Origin of the sequence: Sutterella sp. (assembly GCF_030539355.1) — a bacterium.
GTDB lineage: Bacteria > Pseudomonadota > Gammaproteobacteria > Burkholderiales > Burkholderiaceae_F > Sutterella.
In genome coordinates, this window is record NZ_JAUNSF010000006.1 from 30,604 (window position 1) to 56,867 (window position 26,264).

General features: G+C 68.0%; 20 protein-coding genes and 1 other RNA gene. 3 read left to right on the plus strand and 18 right to left on the minus strand.

Annotated elements, in window-relative coordinates:
* Nucleotides 1–278: 278 nt before the first annotated feature.
* On the plus strand, nucleotides 279–2,690 hold the full coding sequence (locus tag Q4F91_RS02345) for a hypothetical protein (RefSeq protein WP_303334170.1): 2,412 nt from the start codon (nucleotides 279–281) through the stop codon (nucleotides 2,688–2,690).
* A gap of 3 nt (nucleotides 2,691–2,693) precedes the next feature.
* Here Q4F91_RS02345 and Q4F91_RS02350 read toward each other — a convergent pair whose 3' ends face one another.
* From Q4F91_RS02350 to rnpB, 18 genes are all read right to left on the minus strand, one after another.
* Complete coding sequence (locus Q4F91_RS02350; RefSeq protein WP_303334171.1) at nucleotides 2,694–3,755, minus strand: Fic family protein; 1,062 nt, start codon at nucleotides 3,753–3,755, stop codon at nucleotides 2,694–2,696.
* A 185-nt stretch (nucleotides 3,756–3,940) separates the two neighbouring features.
* Nucleotides 3,941–4,891, minus strand: coding sequence for a UDP-3-O-acyl-N-acetylglucosamine deacetylase (gene lpxC, locus Q4F91_RS02355; RefSeq protein WP_303334172.1), 951 nt, complete (start codon nucleotides 4,889–4,891; stop codon nucleotides 3,941–3,943).
* A 17-nt stretch (nucleotides 4,892–4,908) separates the two neighbouring features.
* On the minus strand, nucleotides 4,909–6,117 hold the full coding sequence (gene ftsZ / locus Q4F91_RS02360) for a cell division protein FtsZ (protein WP_303334173.1): 1,209 nt from the start codon (nucleotides 6,115–6,117) through the stop codon (nucleotides 4,909–4,911).
* A gap of 125 nt (nucleotides 6,118–6,242) precedes the next feature.
* The gene (gene ftsA / locus Q4F91_RS02365) at nucleotides 6,243–7,481 is read right to left on the minus strand and encodes a cell division protein FtsA (RefSeq protein WP_303334174.1); all 1,239 of its coding nucleotides are present in this window, start codon (nucleotides 7,479–7,481) and stop codon (nucleotides 6,243–6,245) included.
* Nucleotides 7,478–8,491 carry a cell division protein FtsQ/DivIB gene (locus Q4F91_RS02370; protein ID WP_303334175.1) on the minus strand — a complete coding sequence of 338 codons (1,014 nt, stop codon included), beginning with the start codon at nucleotides 8,489–8,491 and terminating at the stop codon, nucleotides 7,478–7,480. Before Q4F91_RS02370 ends, ftsA begins: the two co-directional genes overlap by 4 nt.
* A 31-nt stretch (nucleotides 8,492–8,522) precedes the next feature.
* Nucleotides 8,523–9,467 (minus strand): D-alanine--D-alanine ligase, encoded by a 945-nt coding sequence (locus tag Q4F91_RS02375; protein WP_303334176.1) that lies wholly within the window; start codon nucleotides 9,465–9,467, stop codon nucleotides 8,523–8,525.
* A 124-nt stretch (nucleotides 9,468–9,591) separates the two neighbouring features.
* Nucleotides 9,592–10,989, minus strand: coding sequence for a UDP-N-acetylmuramate--L-alanine ligase (gene murC / locus Q4F91_RS02380; RefSeq protein ID WP_303334177.1), 1,398 nt, complete (start codon nucleotides 10,987–10,989; stop codon nucleotides 9,592–9,594).
* Between the two features lie 56 nt (nucleotides 10,990–11,045).
* Nucleotides 11,046–12,191, minus strand: coding sequence for an undecaprenyldiphospho-muramoylpentapeptide beta-N-acetylglucosaminyltransferase (gene murG, locus Q4F91_RS02385; protein WP_303334178.1), 1,146 nt, complete (start codon nucleotides 12,189–12,191; stop codon nucleotides 11,046–11,048).
* The gene (gene ftsW, locus Q4F91_RS02390) at nucleotides 12,188–13,360 is read right to left on the minus strand and encodes a putative lipid II flippase FtsW (RefSeq protein ID WP_303334179.1); all 1,173 of its coding nucleotides are present in this window, start codon (nucleotides 13,358–13,360) and stop codon (nucleotides 12,188–12,190) included. The genes murG and ftsW overlap by 4 nt, the downstream gene beginning before the upstream one ends.
* Nucleotides 13,357–14,862: a UDP-N-acetylmuramoyl-L-alanine--D-glutamate ligase gene (gene murD / locus Q4F91_RS02395; protein ID WP_303334180.1), complete on the minus strand. Its 1,506-nt coding sequence runs from the start codon at nucleotides 14,860–14,862 to the stop codon at nucleotides 13,357–13,359. Before murD ends, ftsW begins: the two co-directional genes overlap by 4 nt.
* Nucleotides 14,863–14,909: 47 nt before the next feature.
* The gene (gene mraY, locus Q4F91_RS02400) at nucleotides 14,910–16,064 is read right to left on the minus strand and encodes a phospho-N-acetylmuramoyl-pentapeptide-transferase (protein WP_303334181.1); all 1,155 of its coding nucleotides are present in this window, start codon (nucleotides 16,062–16,064) and stop codon (nucleotides 14,910–14,912) included.
* Between the two features lie 35 nt (nucleotides 16,065–16,099).
* Complete coding sequence (gene murF, locus Q4F91_RS02405) at nucleotides 16,100–17,500, minus strand: UDP-N-acetylmuramoyl-tripeptide--D-alanyl-D-alanine ligase (protein ID WP_303334183.1); 1,401 nt, start codon at nucleotides 17,498–17,500, stop codon at nucleotides 16,100–16,102.
* A gap of 44 nt (nucleotides 17,501–17,544) precedes the next feature.
* Nucleotides 17,545–19,071: a UDP-N-acetylmuramoyl-L-alanyl-D-glutamate--2,6-diaminopimelate ligase gene (locus Q4F91_RS02410; protein WP_303334184.1), complete on the minus strand. Its 1,527-nt coding sequence runs from the start codon at nucleotides 19,069–19,071 to the stop codon at nucleotides 17,545–17,547.
* 102 nt (nucleotides 19,072–19,173) lie between these two features.
* On the minus strand, nucleotides 19,174–21,057 hold the full coding sequence (locus tag Q4F91_RS02415) for a penicillin-binding protein 2 (protein WP_303334185.1): 1,884 nt from the start codon (nucleotides 21,055–21,057) through the stop codon (nucleotides 19,174–19,176).
* On the minus strand, nucleotides 21,054–21,437 hold the full coding sequence (locus Q4F91_RS02420) for a hypothetical protein (protein ID WP_303334187.1): 384 nt from the start codon (nucleotides 21,435–21,437) through the stop codon (nucleotides 21,054–21,056). The genes Q4F91_RS02415 and Q4F91_RS02420 overlap by 4 nt, the downstream gene beginning before the upstream one ends.
* Nucleotides 21,434–22,399: a 16S rRNA (cytosine(1402)-N(4))-methyltransferase RsmH gene (gene rsmH / locus Q4F91_RS02425; protein WP_303334188.1), complete on the minus strand. Its 966-nt coding sequence runs from the start codon at nucleotides 22,397–22,399 to the stop codon at nucleotides 21,434–21,436. Before rsmH ends, Q4F91_RS02420 begins: the two co-directional genes overlap by 4 nt.
* Before the next feature lie 66 nt (nucleotides 22,400–22,465).
* The gene (locus Q4F91_RS02430) at nucleotides 22,466–22,885 is read right to left on the minus strand and encodes a division/cell wall cluster transcriptional repressor MraZ (protein WP_303334189.1); all 420 of its coding nucleotides are present in this window, start codon (nucleotides 22,883–22,885) and stop codon (nucleotides 22,466–22,468) included.
* Nucleotides 22,886–23,155: 270 nt separating this feature from the next.
* Nucleotides 23,156–23,465, minus strand: an RNA gene (gene rnpB / locus Q4F91_RS02435) — RNase P RNA component class A.
* Between the two features lie 145 nt (nucleotides 23,466–23,610).
* Here rnpB and Q4F91_RS02440 point away from each other — a divergent pair.
* Nucleotides 23,611–24,762, plus strand: coding sequence for a hypothetical protein (locus Q4F91_RS02440; RefSeq protein ID WP_303334190.1), 1,152 nt, complete (start codon nucleotides 23,611–23,613; stop codon nucleotides 24,760–24,762).
* 279 nt (nucleotides 24,763–25,041) lie between these two features.
* Nucleotides 25,042–26,193, plus strand: a complete 1,152-nt coding sequence (locus tag Q4F91_RS02445; RefSeq protein ID WP_303334191.1) for a hypothetical protein — start codon at nucleotides 25,042–25,044, stop codon at nucleotides 26,191–26,193.
* The last annotated feature ends 71 nt before the right edge of the window (nucleotides 26,194–26,264 follow it).

The following is a 26,264-nucleotide window of genomic DNA, read 5'->3' on the forward strand; positions in this document are numbered from 1 at the left end:
TTCCCGAGGGAACCCGCTCCGGCGGTGCATTGATAGACTTCCGTTCATGAGCGGCCGGGGCGCGTTTCAACTGCGCCGCTGCCCGTACGCTTCTGAGGCCGCGGCGGCTCGAATGCCCGTCGCGCCCGCGCATACATTTCCGCCCGGGAAGCATAACCGCAGGATTATCGCAGATTCTCTGCGGCGTCTCCCTTAAGCGGAGCTCCTCAATTCGGCGGAAAGGCATCCATTTCTTTCCGCCCGCCCGTAACCCCTCTTCGAAGAAGGACGTCCTTTAAGTGCCGAAACTGCGCAGACTTCCCGCCGACTTCGAGATCCGCAGCCGGGGCTTCCGCTCCCCGCAGGCCTCGCTCAAGGGCGGCGAGCGCACCGAGGACCTCATCGCGTCCTACGAGCTCGCCTGCCGCGCCGGCCGATCGATCCAGCCGATCGTGCGATCGATGGGCCTGCCCCTGGACTTCTCGAACGGGACGGGCGTGAGAATCGAGCAGAACCAGGTGGTGCTCGTGCTTGAGAGCGCCGCGGTCCAGACGCGCCTCAAGAACCTTCAGAACCGGCTCCTCGAGAAACTCGTCGCCGACGGCGTTCCCGTCACGGGCATCAACTTCCGCGTGCGCGGCCGCCGGCGCCCCGTCGAGGAGGAGGAGAAGCCCGAGCCCGTGCGCACGCCGTCGATCATCGCGGCGGCTGAGCTGCACAATGCCGCGAAGAGCCTCATGAACCGCGATCTCGGCGCCCAGATCGAGGCCCTCGCGCGAACGCTCGAGCCCTCGGAGGGCGAGCTCCCCTTCTGCGTGCTGCAGTCTGCGGGCTCGCAGCGCGAGCGCTTGACGCGCCTCGGCGCCCTCGCCCGCGCCATCACGGAGAAGCTCCCGAATGCGCCCGGCATGAACCTCATTCCCTCGGAGGAGAGGACCCGGGGGAACCCGGAGTTCGCGGCGGTCCGCGAGCGCATGCTTGCCCGCCTCGCGCGCCGTCAGGAGGCCGAGGCAGCCGCGGACGCGGCGACCTCCGCCATGAAGACGCTCACCGCGCGGCTCGACGACCTCGAGGCCCGCGTGCTTGCCGAGGAGACGGGCCTGCCCGAGAACTTCCGCCCGCTCGCCGACGAGGTGATCGCCCTCTCGAAGGACATCACCGTCGCGATCCGCGCGGCCGAGGAGTCGATCCGCGTGCTCGACGACCGCGCCGCGGAGGCCGAGCTTGAGAAGGCGAGAAAGAAGAAGGTGAAGACGGAGTCGACCTCGGCCGAGGCCGACGAGGAGGTCGCGACCGCACTCTCCGAGACGGGCACGGCCTCGCCCGCGGCGGCGGCGCTCCGCGCCAACCTGCGCGACCAGACGCCGGCGCTGAAGAAATCCGTCCGCTCGGCCCGCGAGCTCATCGCGAAGGCGCTCAAAAGGCTCCCCTCTCCCGAGGAGACGCCCGAGCACGACGAGCGGCTTGCCGCGGAGCTCGCCCGCTTCGCCGCGCTCACCGCACGCGGCACGCGGCGCGGCGCCGCCGACCAGCAGGAGGCAATCAAGAACGCGCTCACCCCGGAGAGCACCCGCAGGCTCCTCGTCTGGGAGGAGCGGCAGGCAATCGAGGACCGGCTCCACGAGATTGACGACGGATTCGCGGCGATGGAGAAGGCGCTCGACGACGACCGCGCCGTGCTCCGGATCCCGAGGAAGTTCACCGCGAGCGCGCTCGCCGCGGACTTCGCGGCGCTCAAATCAGTTGACGCGCGCCGCACGGCCGACATGGAGCGCCTCGGCGTCGAGTCCGCCGAGTCGGAGACCCTCGCCGAGGCCGTGGAGATCCTTGCCGAGGCCGCGGCCCACGGCGAGAGCGCCGCAAATCTCAGCCAGCGCGAGATCGGACAGAAGCGCGCCGCCGATGAACTGAAGAAGTTCCTGCGAGAGGTGCGCGTCGCGCTCGGGAGCCACCCGAACGAGCTGATCATCCCGAGCGAGGAGGAGGCCGCGGTCTCCAAAGAGGAGGCAGGGCTCCGCGAACGGCTCCTCGCCCGCCTCGCCGTCTGGAAGGAAAAGGAAGCCGCGCTCGCCGAGGCCGAGACCGCGCTCGCCAACGTCCGCAAGGTTCTTCAGTCTCCCCGCGACGGGGCCGTCCCGGGCACGGAGCTCGACGGCCGCGAGAAGGCGCTCCGCCATGCGTTCGCCCTCGCCGCGGCTGCAGCGGAGAAGATCTCTCCGGCGCTCACGGCTCCCGACTTTGACAAGGCCTCGGCCGAGGAGCTCCCCGGCGTAGTCCCGGATCTGAATGCCGGGAAGCCCGCAGGTCACGGAAAGGCCGCCGGGGCCCCGTCCGCTGCCCAGCCGTCGCTCTTCCCCGAGACCGTGCCGGTCGGGGACCTTGACGACCACACGGTCGAGCTTCTCGAGGCCACCCGCGACATCCTTCCCGTCTGGGAGGACCGGCTGCCGAAGAAGCCCGTCCCCGAACTCATTCCGCCCGAGGAGGACTGCGTCAATGACGAGACGCTCCGTCTCGCGCGCACCCGCATGCTCGCCCGCGGCGAGCGCCGGGCCGCCCTGGAGGCGCGCCTCAGAGCCATTGACGAGGAGCTCAGGGCGGTTGAGGCTTTGCGCCACAATCCGTTGAGGAACCCCGCCGAGGTTGCCCGGCGCGCGAAGGCCGTGCTTGAGGAGGCCGACAGGTTCTCCGCGGATCTCGCGAAGAAGTGACCGTCAGCCGTCGGTCAAGGTATAGAAGGTCCCCTTGCCGACGCCGTGCCGGGCGAGTCTTCCGGACTCGACCAGTTTCCTCAGGTGTTTGCCCAGCGTGATGCGGCTCGCCCCCGTCTTCCTCACGAGATCGGCCATCCTGAAGCTTCGTACTTCGCGGGCGAGCATCAGGATCCGGAACGAGAGCTGCGGCACGTCCGAGAGCAACCAGTCTCCGTCCTCGATCCGTTTCTCAAGCCGCTGGGTCTCCCACCTGAGCACGTCAAGGAAGAACCTGAGCCAGTGCTCCCACTGCGGCTCCTCCGAACCGAGTGTCGTCTGTGTCCTCCTGAGGGAGAGGTAGTAGCCCCGCCTGCGCGTCTCCATCCCGCGCTCGAGCGACGCATAAGCGACGAACCCGTAGCCGCTTTTGAGCAGCAACAATGTGGTGAGCGCCCGGGCGAGACGGCCGTTGCCGTCCGCGAACGGATGAATCGCAAGGTACGCGGCAGCGAACATGCCGATCGCGACGAGCGGATGCACCATGGGGTCCTCCGCCTGCCTGTGATACCACTCGAGGAGCTCCCGCATCAGCGCGGGCGTCTCGTCGGCCGGGGCGGTCCTCAGAACGACCCCGAGGCAGCGGCCCTCCGCATCAAACGCGGCGACGCTGTTGTCGACCGTCTTCCAGCGGCCCCGATGTGCGGCGTCCGCTTCCCCGTGCCCCGTGAGGATCGCATGCAGTTTGAGGACGGTCTCCTCGGTGACCGGCATGGCTCCCCAAGAGCCGAGGATTTTCTCCATGACCTCGGCGCAGCCGATCACGTCCGCCTCGTCGGGCGAGAGGCACGGGCGGTCCGGGGCGGCGAGCACCTTCGCGACCTGCCGCTCGTCGAGCGCACTGCCTTCGATGCGCGTGGAGGCCGTGACGCTCTCAAGGAACGCCGTGCGCCTGAGCGCTGCGAAGCGCGCTGAAGCAGACGACTCACGCACCTTCCAGGCGCCCTTGAACTCATCGATCTCGCCGATGAGCCGGACGAGGTCCCCGGAGAATTTCATGCGGGTCGTGTCGAGACTGATCTTCATGAGTGCTGTTCTCTCAAGGATGCATATCCGTGGTCATAAGGATGCAGAAGGATTCATAAATACACAGAACGGATGCATATCTCAACCGATCAATGAGAAAGGCGGCAGGAGAAAGCGAAAACCGCCCGCGGCACTTCACCACGAGCGGCTTCATTGTCCTTGATTGACTTTGTCCTGCCGGTTCCTCACCGGAAGATCGGGTCCTTCAGGTCGTCGTCGTTCGCGTACTGGACCGCGGGCTGCGGCCAGAAGTCGACGGGGCAGTCCTTCGCGTGCTCGAAGGTCACCTCCTCCCAGGCGTCGGGCTCGGAGAGGAGTTTCCTCAGCAGCTGGTTGTTGAGCCCGTGGCCGGACTTCTCGGCGACGTAGTGCGCGAGAAGCGGGTGCCCGAGCACATAGAGGTCGCCCATCGCGTCGAGGATCTTGTGCTTCACGAACTCGCCGGACTCGCGCAGGCCGCCCGGGTTGAGCACGCGGAACTCGTCCATCACGATCGCGTTCTCGAGCGACCCGCCCTGGGCGAGGCCGATGCGGCGGAGCATCTCCACGTCCTGCACGAAGCCGAAGGTGCGGCAGCGCGCCACGCTCTGCTCGTAGTTGACCTTGGAGAAGTCGATGTCGGCCGTCTGGTCGGTCGCGTCGATCGCGGGATGTCCGAAGGCGATGCGGAAGGAGAGGCGGAAGCCCTCGTGGGGCTCGAGCCGCGCGAGCTTGTCGCCCTCGCGGACCTCGATCGGGCGCTTGATGCGCACGAACTTCCTCGGCGCGTCCTGCTCGACGAGTCCCGCGCTGTGAATGAGGTACGCGAAGCTCGTCCCCGAACCGTCCATGATCGGGATCTCGGGGGCGTTCACCTCGACGATGCAGTTGTCGACGCCCAAGCCGCTGAAGGCGCTCATCAGGTGCTCGATCGTCGCGACGGCCGCGCGCCCGATGTTCACCGTGGTCGCCATGCGGGTGTCGTTCACATTGAGCGGCTGCGCCGGGATGTCCACCGCCGGGGAAAGGTCCACGCGGCGGTAGAGAATGCCCGTGTTCACGGGCGCCGGACGGAGCACGAGACGGACCTTGCGGCCGCTGTGCAGTCCGATGCCCACTGCGGCGACGGATTCGCCGAGCGTTCGCTGACAGAACATGACGGGGCTCCGCTTCTTCAGCTGCCCGAGCGCAGATAGGTCGGGATCGTGTAGCCCGTCGAGGAGGTCACCGTGGGAGCGGGCTCCTTCTTCGGGGCCTCGGTCTTTGCCGGGCCGTCGATGGTCGGGACGCGCGGCGCCTCACCCGAGGTCGCGGCCGCGGCCGCCTGGCCGAAGGTCGGGGGAACGTAGCCCGTGCCGCCGATCGTGGGGGCGACGCCGCCCGCGAGCTGCGTGCCAAGGTCGGGCGCGGCTCCGGTGTCGAGGTCCATCGGGCGGTCAAGGCCGGTCGCGACGACGGTGACGCGCACCTCGTCGCCCATCTCCTCGGAGATGGCCGAGCCGAAGATGACGTTGGCCTGCTTCTCGACGAAGGTGTTCAGAACGTTCATGCCCTCGCGGATCTCGGCGAGCGTGAGCGAGTCGTTGCCCGTGAAGTAGACGAGCATGCCGCGGGCGCCCTGGAGGTTCGCGCCCTCGAGGAGCGGGCAGGCGATGGCCTGCTCGGCCGCAACCTTCGCGCGGTCCGGGCCCGAGGCGGTGGCGAGACCGATGATGGCGCTGCCGCGCTCACTCATGACGGTCTTCAGATCCTCGAAGTCGACGTTGATCGTGCCCGGCGTGTGGATGATCTCGGCGATGCCGACGCAGGCCTTGTAGAGCACCTCGTTCGAGGTCTCGAAGCACTCGACCATCGTCGCGTTGGGCGGGCACTGCTCCTCGAGCTTTTCGTTCAGGATCACGATCATCGAGTCGACCTTGGCCTTCAGGTTCTCGATGCCGGTCTCGGCGGTGCGCATGCGGCGGGCGCCCTCGAAGCTGAAGGGCTTCGTGACGACGGCCACCGTGAGGATGCCGAGCTCGCGGGCGATCTCGGCGATCACGGGCGCGGCGCCCGTGCCGGTGCCGCCGCCCATGCCGGCGGTGATGAAGAGCAGGTTCGCGCCGCGGATCGCATCGGCGATCTGCTCACGCTTCTCCTGCGCGGCCGCGGCGCCGATCTCGGGGCGGGCACCCGCGCCGAGGCCCGTGCTGCCGAGCTGAATGTTGACGTGCGCCTTCGAGCGCTGCAGCGCCTGATGATCCGTGTTGGCCGCGATGAACTCAATGCTCTTCGCGCCGTGGGTGATCATGTGCTCGACGGCATTGCCGCCGCCGCCGCCGACGCCGATCACCTTGATGACGGTCTTGAGCGGATCGAATTCGGGAAGGACTTCAAAAGGCATGGCTCTTTAGCTACCTGTGGAGAAACGGTTTAACTTTTGATTATAGAAAATAGCCGGGAAGGTCTGTTCCCCGAGAGCGCCCGAAGCGCACGGAAATGACGCTTGCCCGCGTGTATACATCGGTTTCAGTAATCGCCCACGAAGAAGGTCTTCAGCTTCCCCATGAAGGAGAGTGACCGGCGCGCGCCGTAGGCGCGCTCGGGGCCGTAGATCCGCTGCTCGATCGCGCAGCGTATGAGTCCCGCCGCGACGGCCGAGTCCGGCTTCTGCAGGAGAGGCGTCTCACCTTCCACCCCGAGCGGGATGCCGAGCCGCACGCGTTTGCCGAGGAACTTCTGCGCCTCCTCGACGAAGCCGGGGAGCTTCGCGCCGCCGCCCGTGAGGACGACGAGCCGTATGTCATCGAAGTGACCGGCCTTCACGAGCACGTCGCGGTAGTTGCGCAGCACGTTGATCGCGCGCGTCGAGAGCGTCTGCACGAGCAGGTCCCTTGAGTAGGAGCGCGAGGGAACGCCGCGGCGGTCGAACTGCACGAGCTCGTCGGGCAGCACCTCGTCACGGCGGCAGTCGCCGGCGTTGAGTTTCAGCTCCTCGGCCTCCTCGAGGTCAATGCCGAGCACGACCGAGAGATCGCCCGTGAAGAGCGACGCGCCGAAGGGGCGCACGCAGGAGAACCGCGCGAGCCCGTCGGTGAAGACGATCATCGAGCTCGTCTCCGCGCCGATGTCTATGAGCGCCGTGCCGACCATGCGCTCGCTCTCGGTGAGCGCGGCCTTCGCCGCGGCCCAGGGATGGGGCTCGTACTCGAGGAGCTCGACGCCCGCGCGCTCGATGCAGCGCTTGAGGTTCTTCACATTGGACGAGGACCCGTAGAGCGCGTGCACGTTCGCCTCGAGCCTTTCGCCGACGAGTCCCTCGGGACGGTCGCTCACCACGTCGCCGCAGCGGAAGCCCTGCGGGATGAGCTTGAGCATCGTGCCGCCCCGCGCGCCGTGGATCGCCGACTGTCTTGCGTTCTCCTCGGCGAGATCCATGTCCTCGCGGGTCACCTCGCGGCCGCGCAGCACCGTCTGTCCCGAGCAGTTCGCGCTCTCGAGCGTTCCGCCGCCGATCGCGGTCCAGACGCCGAGGATCTGCACCTCGGCGGTGGCCTGCGCCTCGCGGATCGCCTCTCGGATTGCCTCCACGGCCTCGGAGACGATGTTGACGCACCCGTTGGCGACGCCGCGCGAGCGCTGGTCGCCGATGCCCATCACGCGCATCGTGCCGGGCTCCGCGCCGGGGCGGGCCACGAGACAGATCACCCTGTCCGAGCCCACGTCAAGCGCGGTGAAGAATTCCTGACTTTCCCTCTGCTGTTTCATTCGGCTCGCTGCGAATTCGTCTCGGCCGCGGTATTACCGCCGCCCGTTGTCTGGTTCACGGAGTCCGCGGCGTCGTCCGCGTCATCCCCGTCCTCGTTCTGCTGTCCTGTCGTTTCCGCGGACTCCGGCGCCTGCGCCGGGCGGGTGTTCTCGGCGAGGTACGCCTCGAGCGCCGCGCGGTCGGTCTTCCTCGCGGAGATCGCCCGGCGGTAGCGCGCGTCGATCGCCGAGGGCGGTCCGCCGAAGACCTCGACCATTCTCGGCCAGGCGGCGGCGACCTGCCGCAGGCGCTCCTCGAGCGCCGTGCCGGAGCGGTCGCGCCCGAGCTCGATCCGCGTGGGCGGCACCTCGGGCCCCTGCACCGTGAGCGACCACCCGCCGCGGTCGGAGAGCGCGATCTCCGTGATGCGGAAGGGGAGCCCCGAGAAAAGCGAGGAGAAGCGGCGCCAGCGGCGCAGAATCTCCGGCACTTCCTCGGCGGCGCCCGAGAAGCTCGGGAGCGCCCCCGCCTCCGCGCCCTCGTCGGGATTCGCGGCGAAGAGCTTTCCCTCGATGCTCACGAGGCGCCCGTCCTCGTACTGCGCCACGGCCTCGTAGACCTCCACCCGCACGATCACCCGGTCGGGCCAGATGCGCCGCACGGCGGCGCGCTTCACCCACGGCACCGTCTCGGCGGCGGTGCGCACCTCCTCGAGGTTCACCGTGAAGAAGCTCCGGCCCTCGAGCACGGGCTCCACGGCCTCCTTGAGGCGCACGAGCGGCACCTTCGCGGTGTCGCCCTCCATCTCGAGGCGCTTGAGTCTCACGTAGTCCACGCGCTCGAGCTCCGGGATGTGCTCGACGCCGTACCAGATGCCGCAGCCGAGGAGAACCACGAGGAGGAAGGCAAGGAAACGCCTCAGGCCCCCCGCGCGTCGCCGGGCGGCCGCCTCCTCCGGGTCCTCCCCGAGCGGGATCTGGCGCAGCGCGCCGCCTCCCTGTTTGATCGCGATGAGCGCCTCGTCAGCCATCTCGCCCCTGGATCAGCTTCGGAAGTAAAGCTCAGTCCGTCTCGGCGAGGCCGAGCACCTTCATGCAGAGACCCGCGTAGTCGAGCCCCGTGGCACGCGCGGCCATCGGAACGAGCGAGTGCGGCGTCATGCCGGGCGAGGTGTTGATCTCGAGGAGCGCGAAGCTGCCGTCCGGGCGCTGCATCGCGTCGACGCGCGCCCAGCCGCGGCAGCCTATGGCGGCGAAGCCGCGCTCGCAGGCGTCCTGCAGCTCGCGCGTCTCTTGGTCGGTCAACTTCGCCGGGCACTCGTAGCGCACGCTGTCCGTGTAGTACTTGTTCTGGAAGTCGTAGCTTCCCTCGGGGGCGATGATTTCGATCACGGGCAGGGCCTTGCCGTCCACCAGGGCGATCGTGAGCTCGCGGCCGCGGATGTACTCCTCGACGAGCACCTCGCCGGCGTCATAGTCCGCGGCGTGCTTCACAGCCTCGCGGAGCACCTCGACCGAAAGCTTCCCGGCATCAAGCTTCGTGACGCCGATCGACGAGCCGTCGTGGCCGGGCTTGACCACGAGACCCGTGGCGCCGAAGTCGCGGATGATCTGCGCGAGCTTCTCGTCGGTCGCATCGGCCGCGGTGATGCAGACGCCCGCGGGGACGGCGACGCCGGCGTCGCGCCAGAGCGTCTTCGTCATCTCCTTGTCCATCGCGATCGCGGAGGCCGCGACGCCCGGGCCCGTGTAGGGGAGGCCGATGCAGTTCATCAGGCCCTGCACGGAGCCGTCCTCGCCCAATTTGCCATGGAGCGCGATGAAGGCCGCGTCATAGCCGCCCTCCTCGAGCGCGCCCACGCTGTCCGTGGCCGGATCCCAGGTCTCGACCTCGAGACCCTTCGAGCGGAGCGCCTCGGTGACGCCCGTGCCCGAGAGAATCGAGACCTCGCGCTCGGACGAGATGCCGCCCATGAGGACGACGACGCGCTTCAGTTCATTCACCATTTGGATTCTTCCTTTCTGAAATTTTTCTTCTTCACGCCGCCCGCTTCTCCCGGACGGCGGCTCCCCTCTCCGTGCCTTCTCACGGTTCCGAGGGGAATTCAATGTGTTCTCTTCTGCCTGTCCGTCAGGCGCGGCCGGCGATCTTCGGCGCGACGCGGCCGATCGAGCCCGCGCCCATCGTCACGACGACGTCGCCGTCGCGCGCGATCTGGGCGATGGCCTCGGGCACGCCCTCGACGGGCACCACGACGGGCTTGTGGAAGCCCTGCGCGGCGATCGCCTGCGCGAGGTGCGCGCTGTCGGCGCCCTCGATGGGCGCCTCGCCCGCGGGATAGACCTCGGCGAGGACCAGGCCGTCGACGTCCTCGAGCACCTTCACGAAGGCGTCGAAGCAGTCGCGGGTGCGCGTGTAGCGGTGCGGCTGGAAGGCGACGATCACACGCCGGCCCGGATAGGCGCCGCGGATCGCGGCGAGCGTCGCCGCCATCTCATGCGGATGGTGGCCGTAGTCGTCGATCAACGTGTAGGTGCCCTTCACGCGGCCCTCGTCATCGCGCGCGGCGATCTCGCCCCACTGCGCGAAGCGCCGGCCGACGCCGCGGAATTCCGCGAGGCCGCGGCGGATCGCCTCGTCCTTGACGCCCGCGAGGGTCGCGATCGCGACCGCGGCGAGGGCGTTCCTCACGTTGTGCAGACCGGGCAAGTTCAGCACCACGGGAAGCGGCGGATGGTCGGGGCGGAGCACCGTGAAGCGCATCTGCGTGCCCGCGGGTTCGATGTCGATCGCGCGCACCGTCGCCTCGGGCGAGAGGCCGTAGCCGATCACGGGCTTCGTGACGCGCGGGCGGATCGAGCGGACGTTCTCGTCGTCGACGCAGAGCACCGCGACGCCGTAGAAGGGCAGGCGCTCGAGGAAGTCGACGAAGGCGCTCTTGAGCCTCTCGAAGTCGTGCCCGTACGTGTCCATGTGATCCTCGTCGATGTTCGTCACCGCCGAGATCACCGGAGTGAGGTTGAGGAACGAGGCATCGGACTCGTCGGCCTCGGCGACGAGGAACTCGCCCGTGCCGAGACGGGCGTTGGCGCCCGCGCTGTTCAGTTTCCCGCCGATCACGAAGGTCGGGTCGAGGCCGCCCGCCGCAAGCAGCGACGCCGTGAGCGAGGTGGTCGTGGTCTTGCCGTGGGCGCCGGCGATCGCGATGCCGCGTCTCAGGCGCATCAGTTCGGCGAGCATCACGGCGCGCGGCACCACGGGGATGCCGAGCTCGCGGGCGGCGACCACCTCCGGATTGTCGGCCTTCACCGCCGAGGAGATGATCACGGCGTCCGCGCCGCGGATGTTCTTCTTGTCATGGCCGCAGGCGACGCGCGCTCCGAGCTGCTGGAGACGCTCGGTCACCGCCGTGCGGGCGATGTCGGAGCCGCTCACGACGTAGCCGAGATTGAGGAGCACCTCGGCGATGCCGCTCATGCCGGCGCCGCCGATGCCTACGAAATGCAGATGGTTGACGAGAAACTTCACTTGAATGTCTTCTTCGGTGTGTGTTCGGTTCTTGTTTTCCGGAGAGCCGCTTGGGATCACTTCTTCGCGGCCGCCGCGGCGATGCGGGCCGCGAGCGTCTGCTCGATCAGGTCGGCGACCTTCCCGGCGGCGTCGGGCGCGGCGATCGCACGCGCGGCCTTCGCGATCCCGAGGGCCTTCTCGCGGGTCATGCCGCCGATGAGTTCTGCGGCCTTCTCCGCGGTGAAGCCGGACTGCTCGACCAAGACCGCCGCACCGCGGTCGGCGAGGTACCTGGCGTTGCCGAGCTGGTGGCGCGTCGTCTTGGCGATGAAGGGCACGAGGACGGCGGCGGCGCCGGCGGCGCAGAGCTCAGAGCAGCTCGTCGCGCCCGAGCGGCAGATGACGAGGTCGCTCTCGCGGTAGCGCGCGGCCATGTCATCGATGAAGGGCACGACCTCGGCCTTGACGCCGAGCTTTTCGTAATGTTCGCGGACTTCCTTGTCGCGGTTGCGGCCCGTCTGGTGGAGCACCACGGGGCGCTTCTCCTCGGGGATGAGGGCGAGCGCCTCGGGGATCACGTCGTTCAGAACCTGGGCACCGAGGCTGCCGCCGAAGACGAAGAGCTTCAAGGGGCCCTCGCGGCCGGCGAAGCGCTCCTCGGGAGCGGGCACGGCGGCGATCTCGGCGCGCACGGGGTTCCCCGTCGTATGGCCCTTCGGGCCCGCGAACGTGCGCGCGCCGCCCGCGAACCCGCAGGCGAGCGCGTCGGTGAAGGGCATGAGCGTGTTGGTCGACATCAGGATGTCGGCGTCGCAGTTCATCAGCACGATCGGGCGCTTGATGCTCTGCGCGGCGAAGCCCACGGGGACGGCGACGTAGCCGCCCGTCGAGAAGACGAGGTCGGGACGGATCTTTTTGAGGATCGAGCGGCTCTGCCAGATGGCCTTCACCATCTTGAGGAGCCCGAGGATCGCGCCCGAGAGGCCCTTGCCCCGGACGCCCTGGAAATTGAGCGGATGAAACGGGATCTCCTCGCGTGCGACGAGCCCGCCCTCCATGCCGGTGGTGGTGCCGATCCACTCGATCTTCCAGCCGCGTGCGCGCATCACGCGCGCCACGGCGAGGCCGGGCATCACATGACCGCCCGTGCCGGCGGCGACAATGACGAGCACCCGGCTGTCGTTCGTTTCGAGTGCCTGATTGTTGTCCTGCTTAGTCACACCTGACCTCCACGCATCAGAATCTTGTTCTCACGGTCCACCCGCATCAGCAGCCCGATGGCGATCATCGACGAGAGCAGCGCCGAGCCGCCGAAGCTCACGAAGGGCAGCGTCAGTCCCTTCGTGGGCAGCGCCCCGGAGGCGACGCCGACGTTAATGATCACCTGGACGCCGTACCAGAGCCCGACGCCCTGCGCGAGGAGTCCCGCGAAGTAGCGCTCGAGCTTGATCGACTGCCGGCCGATCTCAAACGCCCGGCGGATGAGCCAGTAAAAAATGAAGAGCACGAGGATAACACCGCAAAACCCGGTTTCCTCTGCAATCACGGCCATGATGAAGTCCGTATGGGCTTCGGGAAGATAGTTGAGCTTCTCTACCGACCCACCGAGCCCCACGCCGAAGAGCTCGCCGCGGCCGAAGGCGATGAGCGAGTGCGAGAGCTGGTAGGACTGGCCGAGCACGTAGTCCTTCGACCAGGGGTCGAGATAAGCGAGCACGCGGGAGAGCCTCCACGGCGTCCAGTAGATCATCAGCGCCACGCCCGCGACCACGACCGCGCCCACCGAGAAGAAGATCTGGAGCGCGAGTCCCCCGAGGAAGAGCACGCCCATCGTCTCGGCGGCGATCACCACGGTCGCGCCGAGGTCGGGCTGCTGCATCAGCAGGTACGCGATGCAGAGCACGGGGAGCGCGATCGGGAGGAACCCCTTCGAGAAGGAGTGCATGAAATTCTGCTGCTTCACGGTGAAGGCCGCGGCGAAGATGAGCGCGCCCACCTTCACGAGTTCGGAAACCTGAATCGAAAAGCCGCCGAGGGCGATCCACCTTCGGGCGCCGTTCACGCTCTTGCCCACGCCGGGCACGAAGATGAGACAGAGAAGCAGCAGACAGGCGACGCCGATCCAGTTGGAGTAGCGCAGCCAGAACGAGAGCGGCACGCGATAGACGACCGCGCCCGCGCAGAGCGCGACCGCGATGCTCGTCAGGTGACGGCGGAGCTCTCCCATATTCGCCTGCGCGAACGAAGCCCCCGAGCCGATTGAGCTCGTGGCGGAGAAGACCATCACCGTCCCGAACGCAAGGAGGGCCGCCACGCAGAGCAGCACCTCCCAGTTGAGCCCCGGGACGGCGGATGATGTGCCGTCCCAGTCGTCATCCCACTGACTCACGCCTCGGGCTCCTTGCCCTCACGGGCGGCGATCGCCTCGGCGCAGGCCTTGAAGCGGGCGCTGCGCTCGGCGTAGTCACGGAACATGTCCCAGGAGGCGCAGGCGGGCGAGAGCAGAATGATGTCGCCCTCGGCGCTTCCCTCCCAGAGCCAGTCGACGGCCGCCTCGAGCGTCGGGAACTTCCTCATCTCGGCCCCGGCGGGCGCGATCGCCTCGCCGATCGGGTCGGCGTCCTTGCCGATGAGCGCGACGGCGTCGGCACGGCCCTTGAGCACCTCGGCGAGCGGCCCGAAGTCCTGACCCTTGCCGTCGCCGCCCATCAGGATGCGGATGCGGCGGCCCTGGCCGGCGAGACCGGTGACGGCCGCCGCGACGGCGCCGACGTTCGTGCCCTTGGAGTCATCGATGAAGTCGCGGCCCGCGACGGTGCGCACGAGCTCGACGCGGTGCGGCTCGCCCGTGTAGGTGCGCAGCGGCACAAGCACCGACTGCCGCTCGATGCCGATCGCGGCCGTGAGCGCGAGCGCGGCGAGCGCGTTCATCGTGTTGTGGCGGCCGCGGATCTTCAGTTCCTGCTCGGGGAGGTAGAGCACCTCGATCTCGTACTCGTCCAAGGCGGCGAGCCACCAGCCCTGCGAGGCGTGCGCGGCCATGTCGAGGCCGAACTCGCCCTTCTTCCTCGGGATGCCGCCGCCGAAGGAGCAGATGCGGTCCGTCTCCAGGGCGCCCTTCGTGCCCCACTCGAGCGCGAGCGGATCCTCGCGGTTCACGACGCGCACGGTGCCGGGCGAGAAGATGCGGGCCTTGGCGGCCGCATACACTTCGAGAGACCCGTGCCAGTCGATGTGGTCCTCGGTGATGTTCAGAAGCGCCGCCGCGTCGCAGAAGAGCGTGTGCGTGGTCTCAAGCTGGAAGCTCGAGAGCTCGAGCACCCAGACGTCAGGGAGTTCCCTCGCGTCCTCGGCGCGCGTGAGTTCCGCGATGGCATTGGGACCGATGTTGCCCGCGGCGACCACCGTGCGGCCCGAGCCGGCGACGAGCCGGGCGGTCAAGGACGTGGTCGTGGTCTTTCCGTTCGTGCCCGTGATGGCGACGACCTTGGGTTCATAGCCCTTCGTCGCCCGCAGGTGCGCCAGGTGCTGCGCGAAGAGCTCGATCTCACCCGCGACCGGGACGCCGGCCTCGCGCGCCGACGCGCAGAGCGGCGCCGCGGCGCCGAAGAGGGGCGAGATGCCGGGCGACATCACGACGAGGTCAACGCCCTCGGGAACGGTCTGCGGGAGTCCCCCGAGATGAACCGTCACCGCGGGGTTGGATTCGCGAAAGGCGTCCGAGCCGGCCACCGTCGCGCGGGTGTCCCAAACCTCGACGGTCCAGCCCTGCCGCACGAGATAGGCGGCGGCGGCGCGTCCCGAGGCGCCGAGCCCCACGACGAGCGCGCGGCGCCCGGCCCCTTCGGCCGCATGAAGTTCACGGTAGGCGAGATCCTCAGCTTCGAGCATTCGAACTTGTCCCAAAAAAACTTGTACTCAGTGAAAACAGGCCTTCATCAGCGGATCTTGAGGGTCGAGAGACCGACGATCACGAGAATGAAGGTGATGATCCAGAAGCGGGTGACGACCTGCGTCTCCTTCCAGCCCTTCAGCTCAAAGTGATGGTGGATCGGGGCCATCAGGAAGACGCGCTTGCCGTGGGAGAGCCTGAAGTACGTGGTCTGGATCATCACGGAGAGCGTCTCCGCGACGAAGACGCCGCCCATGATCGCGAGCGCGATCTCCTGGCGGGTGACGACCGCCATGGTGCCGAGACAGCCGCCGAGCGCGAGCGCGCCCACGTCACCCATGAAGACCTGCGCGGGGTGCGCGTTGTACCAGAGGAAGGCGAGGCCCGCGCCGATCAGAGCGCCGGCGATCACGACGAGTTCGCCCGCGCCCGGGATGAACGGAATGAGGAGGTAGTTCGAGAAGTCCGGGCGACCGCAGACGTAGGCGAAGATGCCGAGCGCGGCGCCGACCAAGACCGTCGGCAGGATCGCGAGGCCGTCGAGGCCGTCGGTGAGGTTGACCGCATTGCTCGAGCCCACGATCACGATGTAGGTGAAGACGAGGAAGCCGATCAGCCCGAAGGGCAGCATGATGTCCTTGAAGAAGGGCACGAGCAGGTGGAGGTTCCTCGAGAGATCGAGCGGGAAGCGGTCGGCGTACCAGTTCGAGGCCGCCTCGGCGAGCGTGCCGCCCGGCTCGACGGCGAGCGCGAAGGCGAGGTAGAAGGCCGCGATCACGCCGATCACGGACTGCCAGCCGAACTTCTCGCGCGCGCTCATGCCGCGCGGGTTGTGGTAGACGACCTTGCGATAGTCATCGATCCAGCCGATGGCGCCGAAGCCGAGCGTGACGAAGAGCACGACCCAGATGAAGCGGTTCGAGAGGTCGGCCCAGAGGAGGGTCGACACGGTGATGCCGAGAAGAATCAGCGCGCCGCCCATCGTCGGCGTTCCCTCCTTCACGAGGTGCGTCTTCGGGCCGTCCGTGCGCACGGCCTGGCCGAAGTGGAGCTTCTTCAGCTCCCGGATCATCCAGGGCCCGAAGGCGAAGCCGATCGCGAGCGCCGTGAGGCAGGCGAGCATCGCGCGCAGCGTCAGGTAGTTGAAGACGCCGAAAGCGGACCAGCTCGACGAGAGCGAGCGGAAAAGTTCAAGCAGCATGATTGTTTGTCAGCTTTATAAAAATTTTTCTTTTGTCAGAGAGCACGGAGCGCCGCGACGACCTTCGAGAAGCCCGATGAATTGCTCGCCTTGACGGTCACGGTCGCGCCTGCGAGCGGAAGCTCCCGCAGGGCGGCCACAAGTTCATCGCGCTTGTCGAACGCCCGGCCGCCGTCGCCGCCGAACGCCTGAGCGGCGTTGCGCGAAAGCGGCCCCGCCGTCCAGAGGATGTCGACGCCCGCGGCCTTCGCGGCCGCACCGACCTCGGCGTGCCAGAGCGGAGCTCGGTCGCCGAGCTCGGCCATGTCGCCGAAGAGGAAGATGCGCGGAGCGGTCTCCATCCCAAGCATTTTCACAGACGCGACGGCGCTGTCGGGATTGCAGTTGTAAGCATCATCGATGAGCGTGAACTCACCGACCGAGGACTTCACGGTCTCGCGCGCGCCGCGGCCGGGAAGCGCCCGGAAGGCGGCGAGCGCCCGCTCGATGACGTCGATGCCGATGCCCTGCGCGAGGCACGCGGCGGCGGCGCCCAAGGCGTTTCTCGCGTTGTGCTCGCCCGCGATCGAGAGGGCGATCGAGAGCTTCTGTCCCTGCGGGCCCGTCGCGGTGAGGACGCCCTTCTCAAAGGTGCCCTGCCAGTCGGCGGCGACCGCGGGGTCGAAGGAATAGGTCACCGTGCGCACGCCTCGCGCGAGCGCGAGCGACTGCCACACGTCCGCGCTCGGGTCGTCGGCGGGATAGACCGCCCACCCGCCCTCGGGGAGCGCGGTGATCATGAGTCCGTTCTCGAAGGCGCACTCGGCCACGGTCTCGAGGTTCGCCTGGTGCTCGCGCTGCGCGTTCGTCACCAGAACGATCGTCGGGCGGATCATGTCTGCGAGCGGAGCCATCTCCCCGCGGTGGTTCATGCCGGCCTCGATGACGGCCGCACGGTGCTCGAAGGCGAGCCCGAGAAGCGTCCTCGGCACGCCCACGGCGTTGTTGAAGTTCCCCCGGGTCGCATGGAAGCGCCCCTCGCCCCAGCGTTCGGCGAGGATCGCGGCCACCATCTGGGTGGTCGTGGTCTTTCCGTTGCTTCCCACCACGGCGGTGAGCGCGAGCGAGAAGCGGGCGCGCCAGACCTGCGCGATGCGGCCGTAGGCGGCGAGCGAGTCCTTCACGACAAACTGCACGGCACCGGCCTCGGCGACGCCGGGGACCTCGCGCTCGCAGACGACGGCGACGGCGCCCTGCCGCGCCGCGCCCGCGGCGAAGTCATGGGCGTCGAACTTCTCGCCTTTGAGCGCCACGAACACGTCGCCCGGCGCGGCCGCGCGGGAGTCCGTCGTGATGCGCGACCACAAGCGCGCCATCGCGCCCTCGGGCGCGACGACCTGAAGAAGCATTCCGCCCAGGGCCTCGGCGATCCAGCCGAGCGTTTCGACCTGTTGCATTTCTTTCTTCCTGTCCTTTTCCTGCGGGAATGAAGCCGCCCCGCTCAGGAGCGGGCACGGAAGAGCGACGCGCGGCGTTCGTTGAAGGCCTCGCGGAGCACCTCGGCGTCAAGGAAATGGTGCGGGCCGTCGGCGAGAATCTGCTCGCTCTCGTGGCCCTTGCCCGCCACGAGGATCAGGTCCTCGGGAGCGGCCTCGAGCACCGCGCGGTGAATGGCCTCGCGGCGGTCCGTGATCGTGCGGACGTTCTTCGCGCCCGCGCAGCCCGCCGCGATCGCGGCGACGATCGCCTCGGGATCCTCCGTCCTGGGGTTGTCGCTCGTGATCACGACCTCGTCCGCGAGACGGGCCGCGATGCCGCCCATGATCGGGCGCTTGCCGGAATCGCGGTCGCCGCCGCAGCCGAAGACCGTCCAGAGACGGCCCCCGCGGGCGCGCACGCCCGGGATGAGGCTCTCGATCGTCTTCTCAAGGGCGTCCGGCGTGTGGCAGAAGTCCACGATGCCGAGCGGCATCCCTTCGGCGGCCACGGGCTGCATGCGCCCGGGCGGGGGCTCAAGAGCGGCGACGTGGCGCACGGTCTCGGCGGCGTCAAAGCCCAGCGCGACCGCGGACGCGATGACCTCGATCACGTTGTCGACGTTGAAGGTGCCGATGGCGGGGAAGCTCACCTCATGGTCCTGCCCGTCAATCGAGAGCGTGAACGCCTGTCCGTGGCCCGCCGGGCGGATCGCGCGGGCGTCAAGCCAGTGCGCGGCGCCCTCCTTCTCGGCGAAGGCGCGCGCCGCGCCCTCGCGGCCGCACACCCAGACGGCGGTGCCGTTCTTTCGTGCGAGGGCGGCGAAGCGCACCGACACCGGGTCGGCGGCGTTCACGACCGCGGCCTCCATGCCGGGCCAGGAGAAGAGAATCGCCTTGGCGTCGGCATAGGCCTCCATCGTGTGATGGAAGTCGAGATGGTCGCGCGAGAGGTTCGTGAACATGCCCACGCGGATGTGCGATCCCGAGAGACGCCCCTGGAGCAGCCCCTCCGAGCTCGCCTCGACGGCGAAGGCCTTCGCGCCCTCGGCGACGAGCTGCGCGTAGATGCCCTCGAGCGAGATCGCGTCGGGGGTGGTGAGATGCGGGCCCGGGATGCGCTTTCCGTTGAAGAAATTGCCGACCGTGCCGATCACACCGCAGGGGGCGCCGAGCTTCGTGAGGAGCTGGCTGAGCCACGTCGTCGTGGTGGTCTTTCCGTTCGTGCCCGTGACCGCGACGCCCATGAGCTTCGCCGACGGGTCGCCGTAGAAGAGCGCCGCGATGGCGCCGAGCCGCTCGTGCAGGTTCGCCACGCCGAGGGAGGCGAGCGGATAGTGCTCGGCGCGCGCCGAGCCGTCCGTCTCGTAGATCACGCCCGCGGCGCCGCGGGCCTCCGCGACGCGGATGAAGGTGCGTCCGTCGGCCTTCGTGCCGGGGATGGCGCAGAAGATGTCGCCCGGGAGCACCTCGCGGCTGTCGAGCCTCAGCTTCGCTCCCTCATGCACGAGGGAGAGCATCCACTCGGCGACCTTTTCGTTCGTCATGTCCATTCGTATCTCTTCTCGGTTCTCTTCGTTCCTGAATTCGGCGCGGCGTCCCTGACGCACGAGGCGCGCCCCGGGTTCTCCGGGCCGCGCCGCGCCTCTTTCCAATTAATTCCTGATCCTGGCGAGGAAGCCGCCTCCGCCTGAAAGATGGTCCTCGTCGGGCGTCACCATCAGCGTGCGCAGAGCGCCCTCCGCGACCTCGCTGAAGACGGGGCCCGCCACGGTTCCGCCGTAGCGGCTGCCCTTCGTCGGCTCGTCGATCATCACCGCGACGATGAACCTCGGGTTCACCGCCGGCACGATGCCGACGAAGCTTGCCACGGTGTCCTTCGTGTAGCGGCCGTTCTTCACCTTGTTGGCCGTTCCGGTTTTTCCCGCGACCGTGTAGCCCTCGACCCTGACGCGGCTCGCGGTGCCGCCCGTGCCCACGGTCTTCATCATCATGGCGCGGATGCGGCGCGCGGTCTCGCCCTTGAAGACGCGCTCGCCCGTGACCGTCTCGCCGAGCTTTCTCTTGTAGAGCGTGAGGTCGATCACGTCGCCGTCGCGCGCGATCGCCGTGTAGGCGCGCACGAGCTGCATGAGCGAGACGCTCACGCCGTGGCCGTAGGAAATCGTCGCCTGCTCGATCGGGCGCCAGGACTTCGCGGGCCTGAGACGCCCCGCGGTCGCGCCGGGGAAGCCGATGCGCGGCGCCTGACCGAAGCCGAGCGCGGCGTACATGTCCCAGAGCGTCTGCGGCGTCATCTCGAGCGCGATCTTCGCGGTGCCGATGTTCGAGGACTTCGCGACGATCTCGCTCACCGTGAGGAGCCCGTAGTCATGCGTGTCGCCGATCGTGCGGTCGTTGATCGTGAGCTTGCCGGGAGCGGTCTGCACGGTGGTCGTCGGATCGACGAGGCCCATGTCCAGCGCCTTCGCGATCGCGAAGGGCTTCATCGTCGAGCCCGGCTCGAACTGGTCGGTGAGCACGCGGTTGCGCATCTGCTCGAAGAGCATCGTCGAGCGGTCGTTCGGGTCGTAGGTCGGGACGTTCGCGAGCGCAAGCACCTCGCCCGTCTCGACGTCGGCGACGACGACGGCGCCGGCAAGCGCCCCGGTCTTCTCGACCTGCGCGGCGAGCGACTGGTAGGCGAGGAACTGCACGCGCGAATCGATCGAGAGCGTGACGTCCTTCCCCGGGACGGCCTCCTTCTGCCAGATGTCGTCGATGATGCGGCCCTTCGGGTCGCGGATCACGCGGCGCGCGCCGGGGCTGCCGGAGAGAACGCGGTCGCTCGCGAGCTCGATCCCTTCCTGGCCGTGGTCATTGCGGCCCGTGAAACCGATCACGTGGGCCGTCACGGGGCCGTCCGGGTACGCGCGGAGTACCTCGGGCGAGATGCCCACGCCCGGGATCCCGAGGCCGCGGACCTCCTCGGCGGTGCGGACGTCGCAGCCGCGGGCGAGGTAGACGAACTGGGGCGAGGAGGCGTTGTTGAGCTTCCCGCGCAGTGTCCTGAGATTCATGCCGAGGGCTTCGGCGAGCTTCTTCAGGTCCTCCGCAGGCACCTTCTTCGTGAAGGTCGGGTCGGCCCAGATGCTGCGCACGGGCTGGCTCGCGGCGAGCACGACGCCGTTGCGGTCGAGGATCTCGCCGCGCACGCCCGAAATCGTGAGCGTGCGCGCATAGCGCTTCTCGCCCTCGTCCTGCAGGAACTCGTTCGAGACGACCTGCAGCCAGAAGGCGCGGCCGATGAGGCAGAGGAAGAAGAACGTGATGAGGCCGAAGGCCCAGTAGGTGCGCTTGCGCGGGATCTGGATCACGATGAGCGGGCTCGCCGCGCTCGCGGGCGCGGCCTCGCGCGCGGAGCTGTCGCGCTGCGCGAAGGCCTTCACCACGTCCCAGGCGCGCTCGACGCCCGAGAAGACGAAGTCAATCGCATCGATGACGATGTTGCGGAGCACCGAGAGGATGCGGTCGGCGGCCGTGCGTTCACGTTCCGTCATTTCCTCTCCCCCTTGCCGTCCGCGTCGTCCCCGGCCTCGGCGGCGAGGAACTCATCGAGCTGGCGGCGGGTCTCCGGCAGGAAGTCGATGCTGCCGTCGGCCTGCTCGACGAGCGTCACCGTGTTCACGGCCGTGACGCCCTCGAGGTCGAGCATCGCCGCGCCCGCGCCAATGTTTCCGGGCAGAGACGCGCGGCGGACCTTCATCTCGAGGTCGGCCTTGTCATCGAGAAGCCTGCGGTGGATGTCGAGCTCATGCTCGTGCTCGACATAGAGCTGCCTCGCCTGGCAGTGCAGCTGCACAAGCATGAAGGCGCTCCCCACGAGCACGGTGCCCATGAAGGCGGCCCAGCCGAGTTCCTTGCGCGATACGGTCGTCACCGGACCTCCCCCGGCGCGTCCTCCCAGGGACGCGCCGTGCGCACGGCGACGCGCAGCACCGACGAGCGGGCGCGCGGATTCGTTTCGGCCTCCTCCTTCGAGGGGAGGATGCGGCGGGGCGCCTCGAACCAGGGCTCGGCGTTGAAGCCCGCGGGCATCGGGAGCCTCGGATCGATGGCGCGCTCGGGGTGCGCCGCACGATCGAGGAACCTCTTCACGATGCGGTCCTCGAGCGAATGGAAGCTGATCACGGCGAGGCGGCCGGCGGGCGCGAGGATCGCGCTCGCGGCGGCGAGCGCACGCTCGAGCTCGTCGAGCTCGTGGTTCACCTCGATGCGGATCGCCTGGAAGGTGCGCGTCGCGGGATGCTGCATCGCATCGCGGCGGTTGCGCGGCACCGTCGCCTCGACGAGCTTCGCGAGCTCGGAGGTGGTCGCGAGCGGTGCCGTCTTCCGGCGCTCGACGATGGCCTGAGCAATGCGACGCGCGAACTTCTCCTCGCCGTAGTCGGCGAGCACCCGCGTGATCTCGCCCGCGTCCGCGCGCGCGAGCCACTCGGCCGCGGTCTCGCCCGTCGTGGTGTCCATGCGCATGTCAAGGGGCCCGTCGAAGCGGAACGAGAACCCGCGCTGCGGGTCATCGATCTGCGGCGACGAGACGCCGATGTCGAGGAAGACGCCGTCAACCTGCGTGATGCCGGTTTCGGCGAGCTTTTCCCTCATCGAGGAGAAGGGCGCGTGGATGATCGAGAAGCGCGGATCGGTGATCTCGCGCGAGGCCGCGATCGCCTCCGGATCGCGGTCAAAGGCGATGAGGCGCCCCTCGGGCGAGAGCCGCCCGAGGATCAGGCGGCTGTGCCCGCCGCGCCCGAAGGTTCCGTCCACATAGAGCCCGTCCGGACGCGCGACGAGCGCTTCCGGGGCTTCCTGGCGAAGTACGGGCAGATGAACGAAGACGGACATTTCGGGGCGATGAGGGTGATCGAAATTTTTGTGAGCGGCCTTCCCCCGCAGGGAAGGCAGTCGTTTTCAGAAGGTGAAGTCCCCCGCGTCCACGCCGGCCGCGAGCGCCTCGGCCTCGTTCTCGCGCAGACGCGCGCGGTCCCAGAGCTCGAAATGCTCTCCGAGACCGACGAGCGCGCATTCGCGTCCGAGTCCGGCTGCCTCGCGCAGCTCCGACGGGATCAGCACACGTCCGGCGGCGTCGGGTTTGAGTTCCACGGCGCTCCCGAGCACGAGACGCACGAAGCCGCGTGCGCTCCAGGGGAGCGCGAGTAGCTTCTCGCGCCTCGGCGTCCAGGCCTCCCGGGGATAGAGCACAAGGCAGCCGTCGGGATGCCGCGTGGCGACGAGCGTGCCGCCGCGGGCCTCGATCTCGCCGCGCAGGTGCCTCGGCAGTGCGAGGCGCCCCTTGTCGTCGAGCAGGATGTTGGACGTGCCTTGGAACATCGTTCCGGGATACCGATGGGGAAGCTGAAGAAACGCTGGAGAGGGAGAAACTTTCCCACTTAATCCCATATTTTCCCACACCCGGGCACAGGCAGTGACATATTCGAGCGATCCGGGACCGCCGAATTTGCAAACAGTTGCGTAAGGTCGTGCCCGGGGTGGCTCATCCGCAGGGATGAGGGCGGGCCAGGGCACGTTAAAGGCCGGTGGAAGTCCCCTGTAAACGCGCAGGGACTGAGGCCTGAGAAGAGGAAGAGGGGTGTGCAGCGCGGTGGGTTCCCGTGTAAGCCGGATTCTGTCGGCGGGAAGCGGACTCCCCGTCGGCGGCCATTCGTCTAGGACGGCGCTCACGCGCCGCCTCAAGCCATCTACCCGCAGCCGGACCGGGCCGGTCCGTCGGCTGCCTATTTGATGTTGCTCCCCGTAGAGATTGCCCGTTTCACCCGGCCCGAAGCCGGCTCGTCTCTGTTGCTCTGATCCGCGCCTTTCGGCGGAGAGGTGTTACCTCCTACGGTGCCCTGCGGAGTCCGGACTTTCCTCCCGCGACATTGCTGTCGCCGACGACCGCCCGGGGAACTGCGCGCTGCAGGAGCGCAACTTTACTCACATCGGCCTTTCGGAGCAACCCGGCGGCAGTTTCGAATACCGTCTGCAGGATCTCCCGCGAGCGCCGCAATGTGCGAGAATGGCAACCCCATTCCCAACTGAACGGTTGTTCGCTCATCATGCGCAGCATTTTCACCGTCGGAGCCGCCGTCTCCGCAGCGCTTCTCACCGCCTCTGCGGCCCAAGCCAGTGTCTGGACCGAAATCATCGACACGACGCCCGCAGGCCTCGTGAAATCCTCCGCTGACCGCCCGGGCGACTGGGCGAGCTTCTGGAGCGACACGGTGGAAGGCGCCAGGATGATCATGGAGAACGGAAAGACCACGCTGGTGATCCCGACCTACACGAACCACGTCGCCTGGGACTGGGAAGACCGCGCTGAGGAAAACGGCTGGCCGATGGGCATGGGCCTCGCTCGCGAGGTGATCGATGACCGCGGCAACGAGCGCCTGCTTTTCCTCATCAACTTCGTCGACTCGAACTACCGCCCCGAGCCGATGGTGGGCTACCAGTGGGTCGCGCGCTGGCCGCTCGGCGCCTCGGGCCTCCACGTGGGCGCGGGGTATCTGGTCGGCATCACCGCCCGCGGCGACTCCAGCTGGATCCCCGTCGCGGGACCGCTTCCCGTCGCCAAGATCGGCACGGACAGCGTCTCCTTCTACGGCACCTTCATTCCGATCTCGAACGTTCTCTTCTTCTACACGACCATCACCACGGACGACTCGGAGAGCCGGAAGATGCCTCTGCCCGCCTCGAGCCCCTGGGTGAAGTCCCCCACCCTCCTCTACGGCTCCTCGGGAGGGCAGTATGTGGACAACGGCGAGGAGTATTCGCCCTCGAAGATCGGGAACGGCCCGGTCTGGGGCGTGGGCCTGCGCCACTACTCGGGCCGGAACTGGCAGACAGACGTGAAGTACTCGCGCTCGAAGCACAACATTGACCGCTCAGTGCGGGGCGGCACCGAGGGCGTTCGGTTCGAGACGTGGTCGCTCACCGTCGCCTACAACCTCGACATGACGAGCCGCTTCCGCCTCTTCGGCGGCGCCGGCTTCGGCTGGTCCGAGGCGAAGAGCCTCACCGGGAGCGACTCGAGCGTCCACCCAACCACGACGCTCGGCTTCACCTGGGCGGTGCTCGACAACCTCTTCATCACGGGCTCGATGGACACCCACTGGGCGCGCTTCAAAGGCGTGACGCCTGACCGGGGCTCGGGCTACACACTCCGCTCGATGCCGACCTCCTTCACGATCGGCCTCGGCCTCGCGTTCTGACGCGAAGCGCCGATTTCAGCGCATTTTTCTCCTCCCCGGCGGCCTCCGGAACCCTTCGAATTCCAACAAGGCTGCCTGGCCGAACCCTGCGGAGTCCTGTGACACGGCCGTCGCCGAAGACCGCGCGGGGAGCCGCGCGCTCCGGGAGCGCAGCTTTACTCGCATCCTTCATTCCGAGCAATCCGGATGCGCTTTAGAGATACCATTGAGGCCATGGCGGTGCACCTTCGTGCGCCGCGAATTCCAATTACACAGAATCGACCTCAAGTTCTTCCCATCATGCGCAGCATCCACTCCCTCGGAGCCGCCGTCTCCGCAGCGCTTCTCGCCGCCGCCCTCCCTGCCGAGGCGAGCGTCTGGACCGAAATCATCGACACCACGCCCGCAGGCCTTGCACGATCCTCCGCCGACCGTCCGGGCGACTGGGCGAGCTTCTGGAGCGACACCAAGGAAGGCGCGGCGAAGATCATGGACGGGCAGACCATGCTCGTGATCCCGACCTACACGAACCACGTCGCCTGGGACTGGCCTGACAGGGCCGAGGAAAACGAATGGCCGATGGGCGTCGGCATCGCGCGCCAGGTGATCGATGACCGCGGCAACGAGCGCATGTTCTTCGCGATCAGCTTCGTGGACTCGAACTACCGCTTTGAGCCGATGGTGGGCTACCAGTGGGTGGCCCGCTGGCCCTTGGGCAGCACGGGCCTCCACGTGGGCGCGGGCTATCTCGTCGGCATCACCGCCCGCGGCGACTACGGCTGGATCCCGTTCGGCGGGCCGCTTCCGGTGGCGAAGATCGGCACGGACAACATCTCGTTCTACGGCACCTTTATTCCGTTCACTAACGTGCTCTTCTTCTACACGTCCATCACCACGGATGACACGGAGAGCAGGAAGATGCCTCTGCCGGCCTCGAGCCCGTGGGTGAAGTCCCCCACGCTCGTCTACGGCTCCTGGGGTGGGCAATACACCGACAACGGCGAGGAATATTCGCCCTCGAAGATCGGCAACGGCCCGGTCTGGGGCGTCGGCATCCGCCACTACTCGGGCAGAAACTGGCAGACCGACATCAAGTACTCTCGCTCGAAGCACTTGATCGACCGCGCCGTGCGGGGCGGCACCGAGGGCGTTCGCTTCGAGACGTGGTCGCTCACCGTCGCCTACAACCTCGACGTGACGAGTCGCTTCCGCCTCTTCGGCGGCGCCGGCTTCGGCTGGTCCTGGGGCAAGAGCGTCACCGGCAGCGACTCGAGCGTGCACCCCTCCACGACGCTAGGCTTCACCTGGGCTGCGCTCGACAACCTCTTCATCACGGGCTCGATGGACACGCACTGGGCGCGCTTCAAGGGCGTCACGCCCGACCGCGCGTCCGACTACACGCTCCGCTCGATGCCGACCTCCTTCACGATCGGCCTCGGCCTCGCGTTCTGACCCCGGACACGCAGAATCCGACGCATTTTTCCTCAGAGGGCGGCCTTCAGGCCGCCCTTTTAACGTTCTGC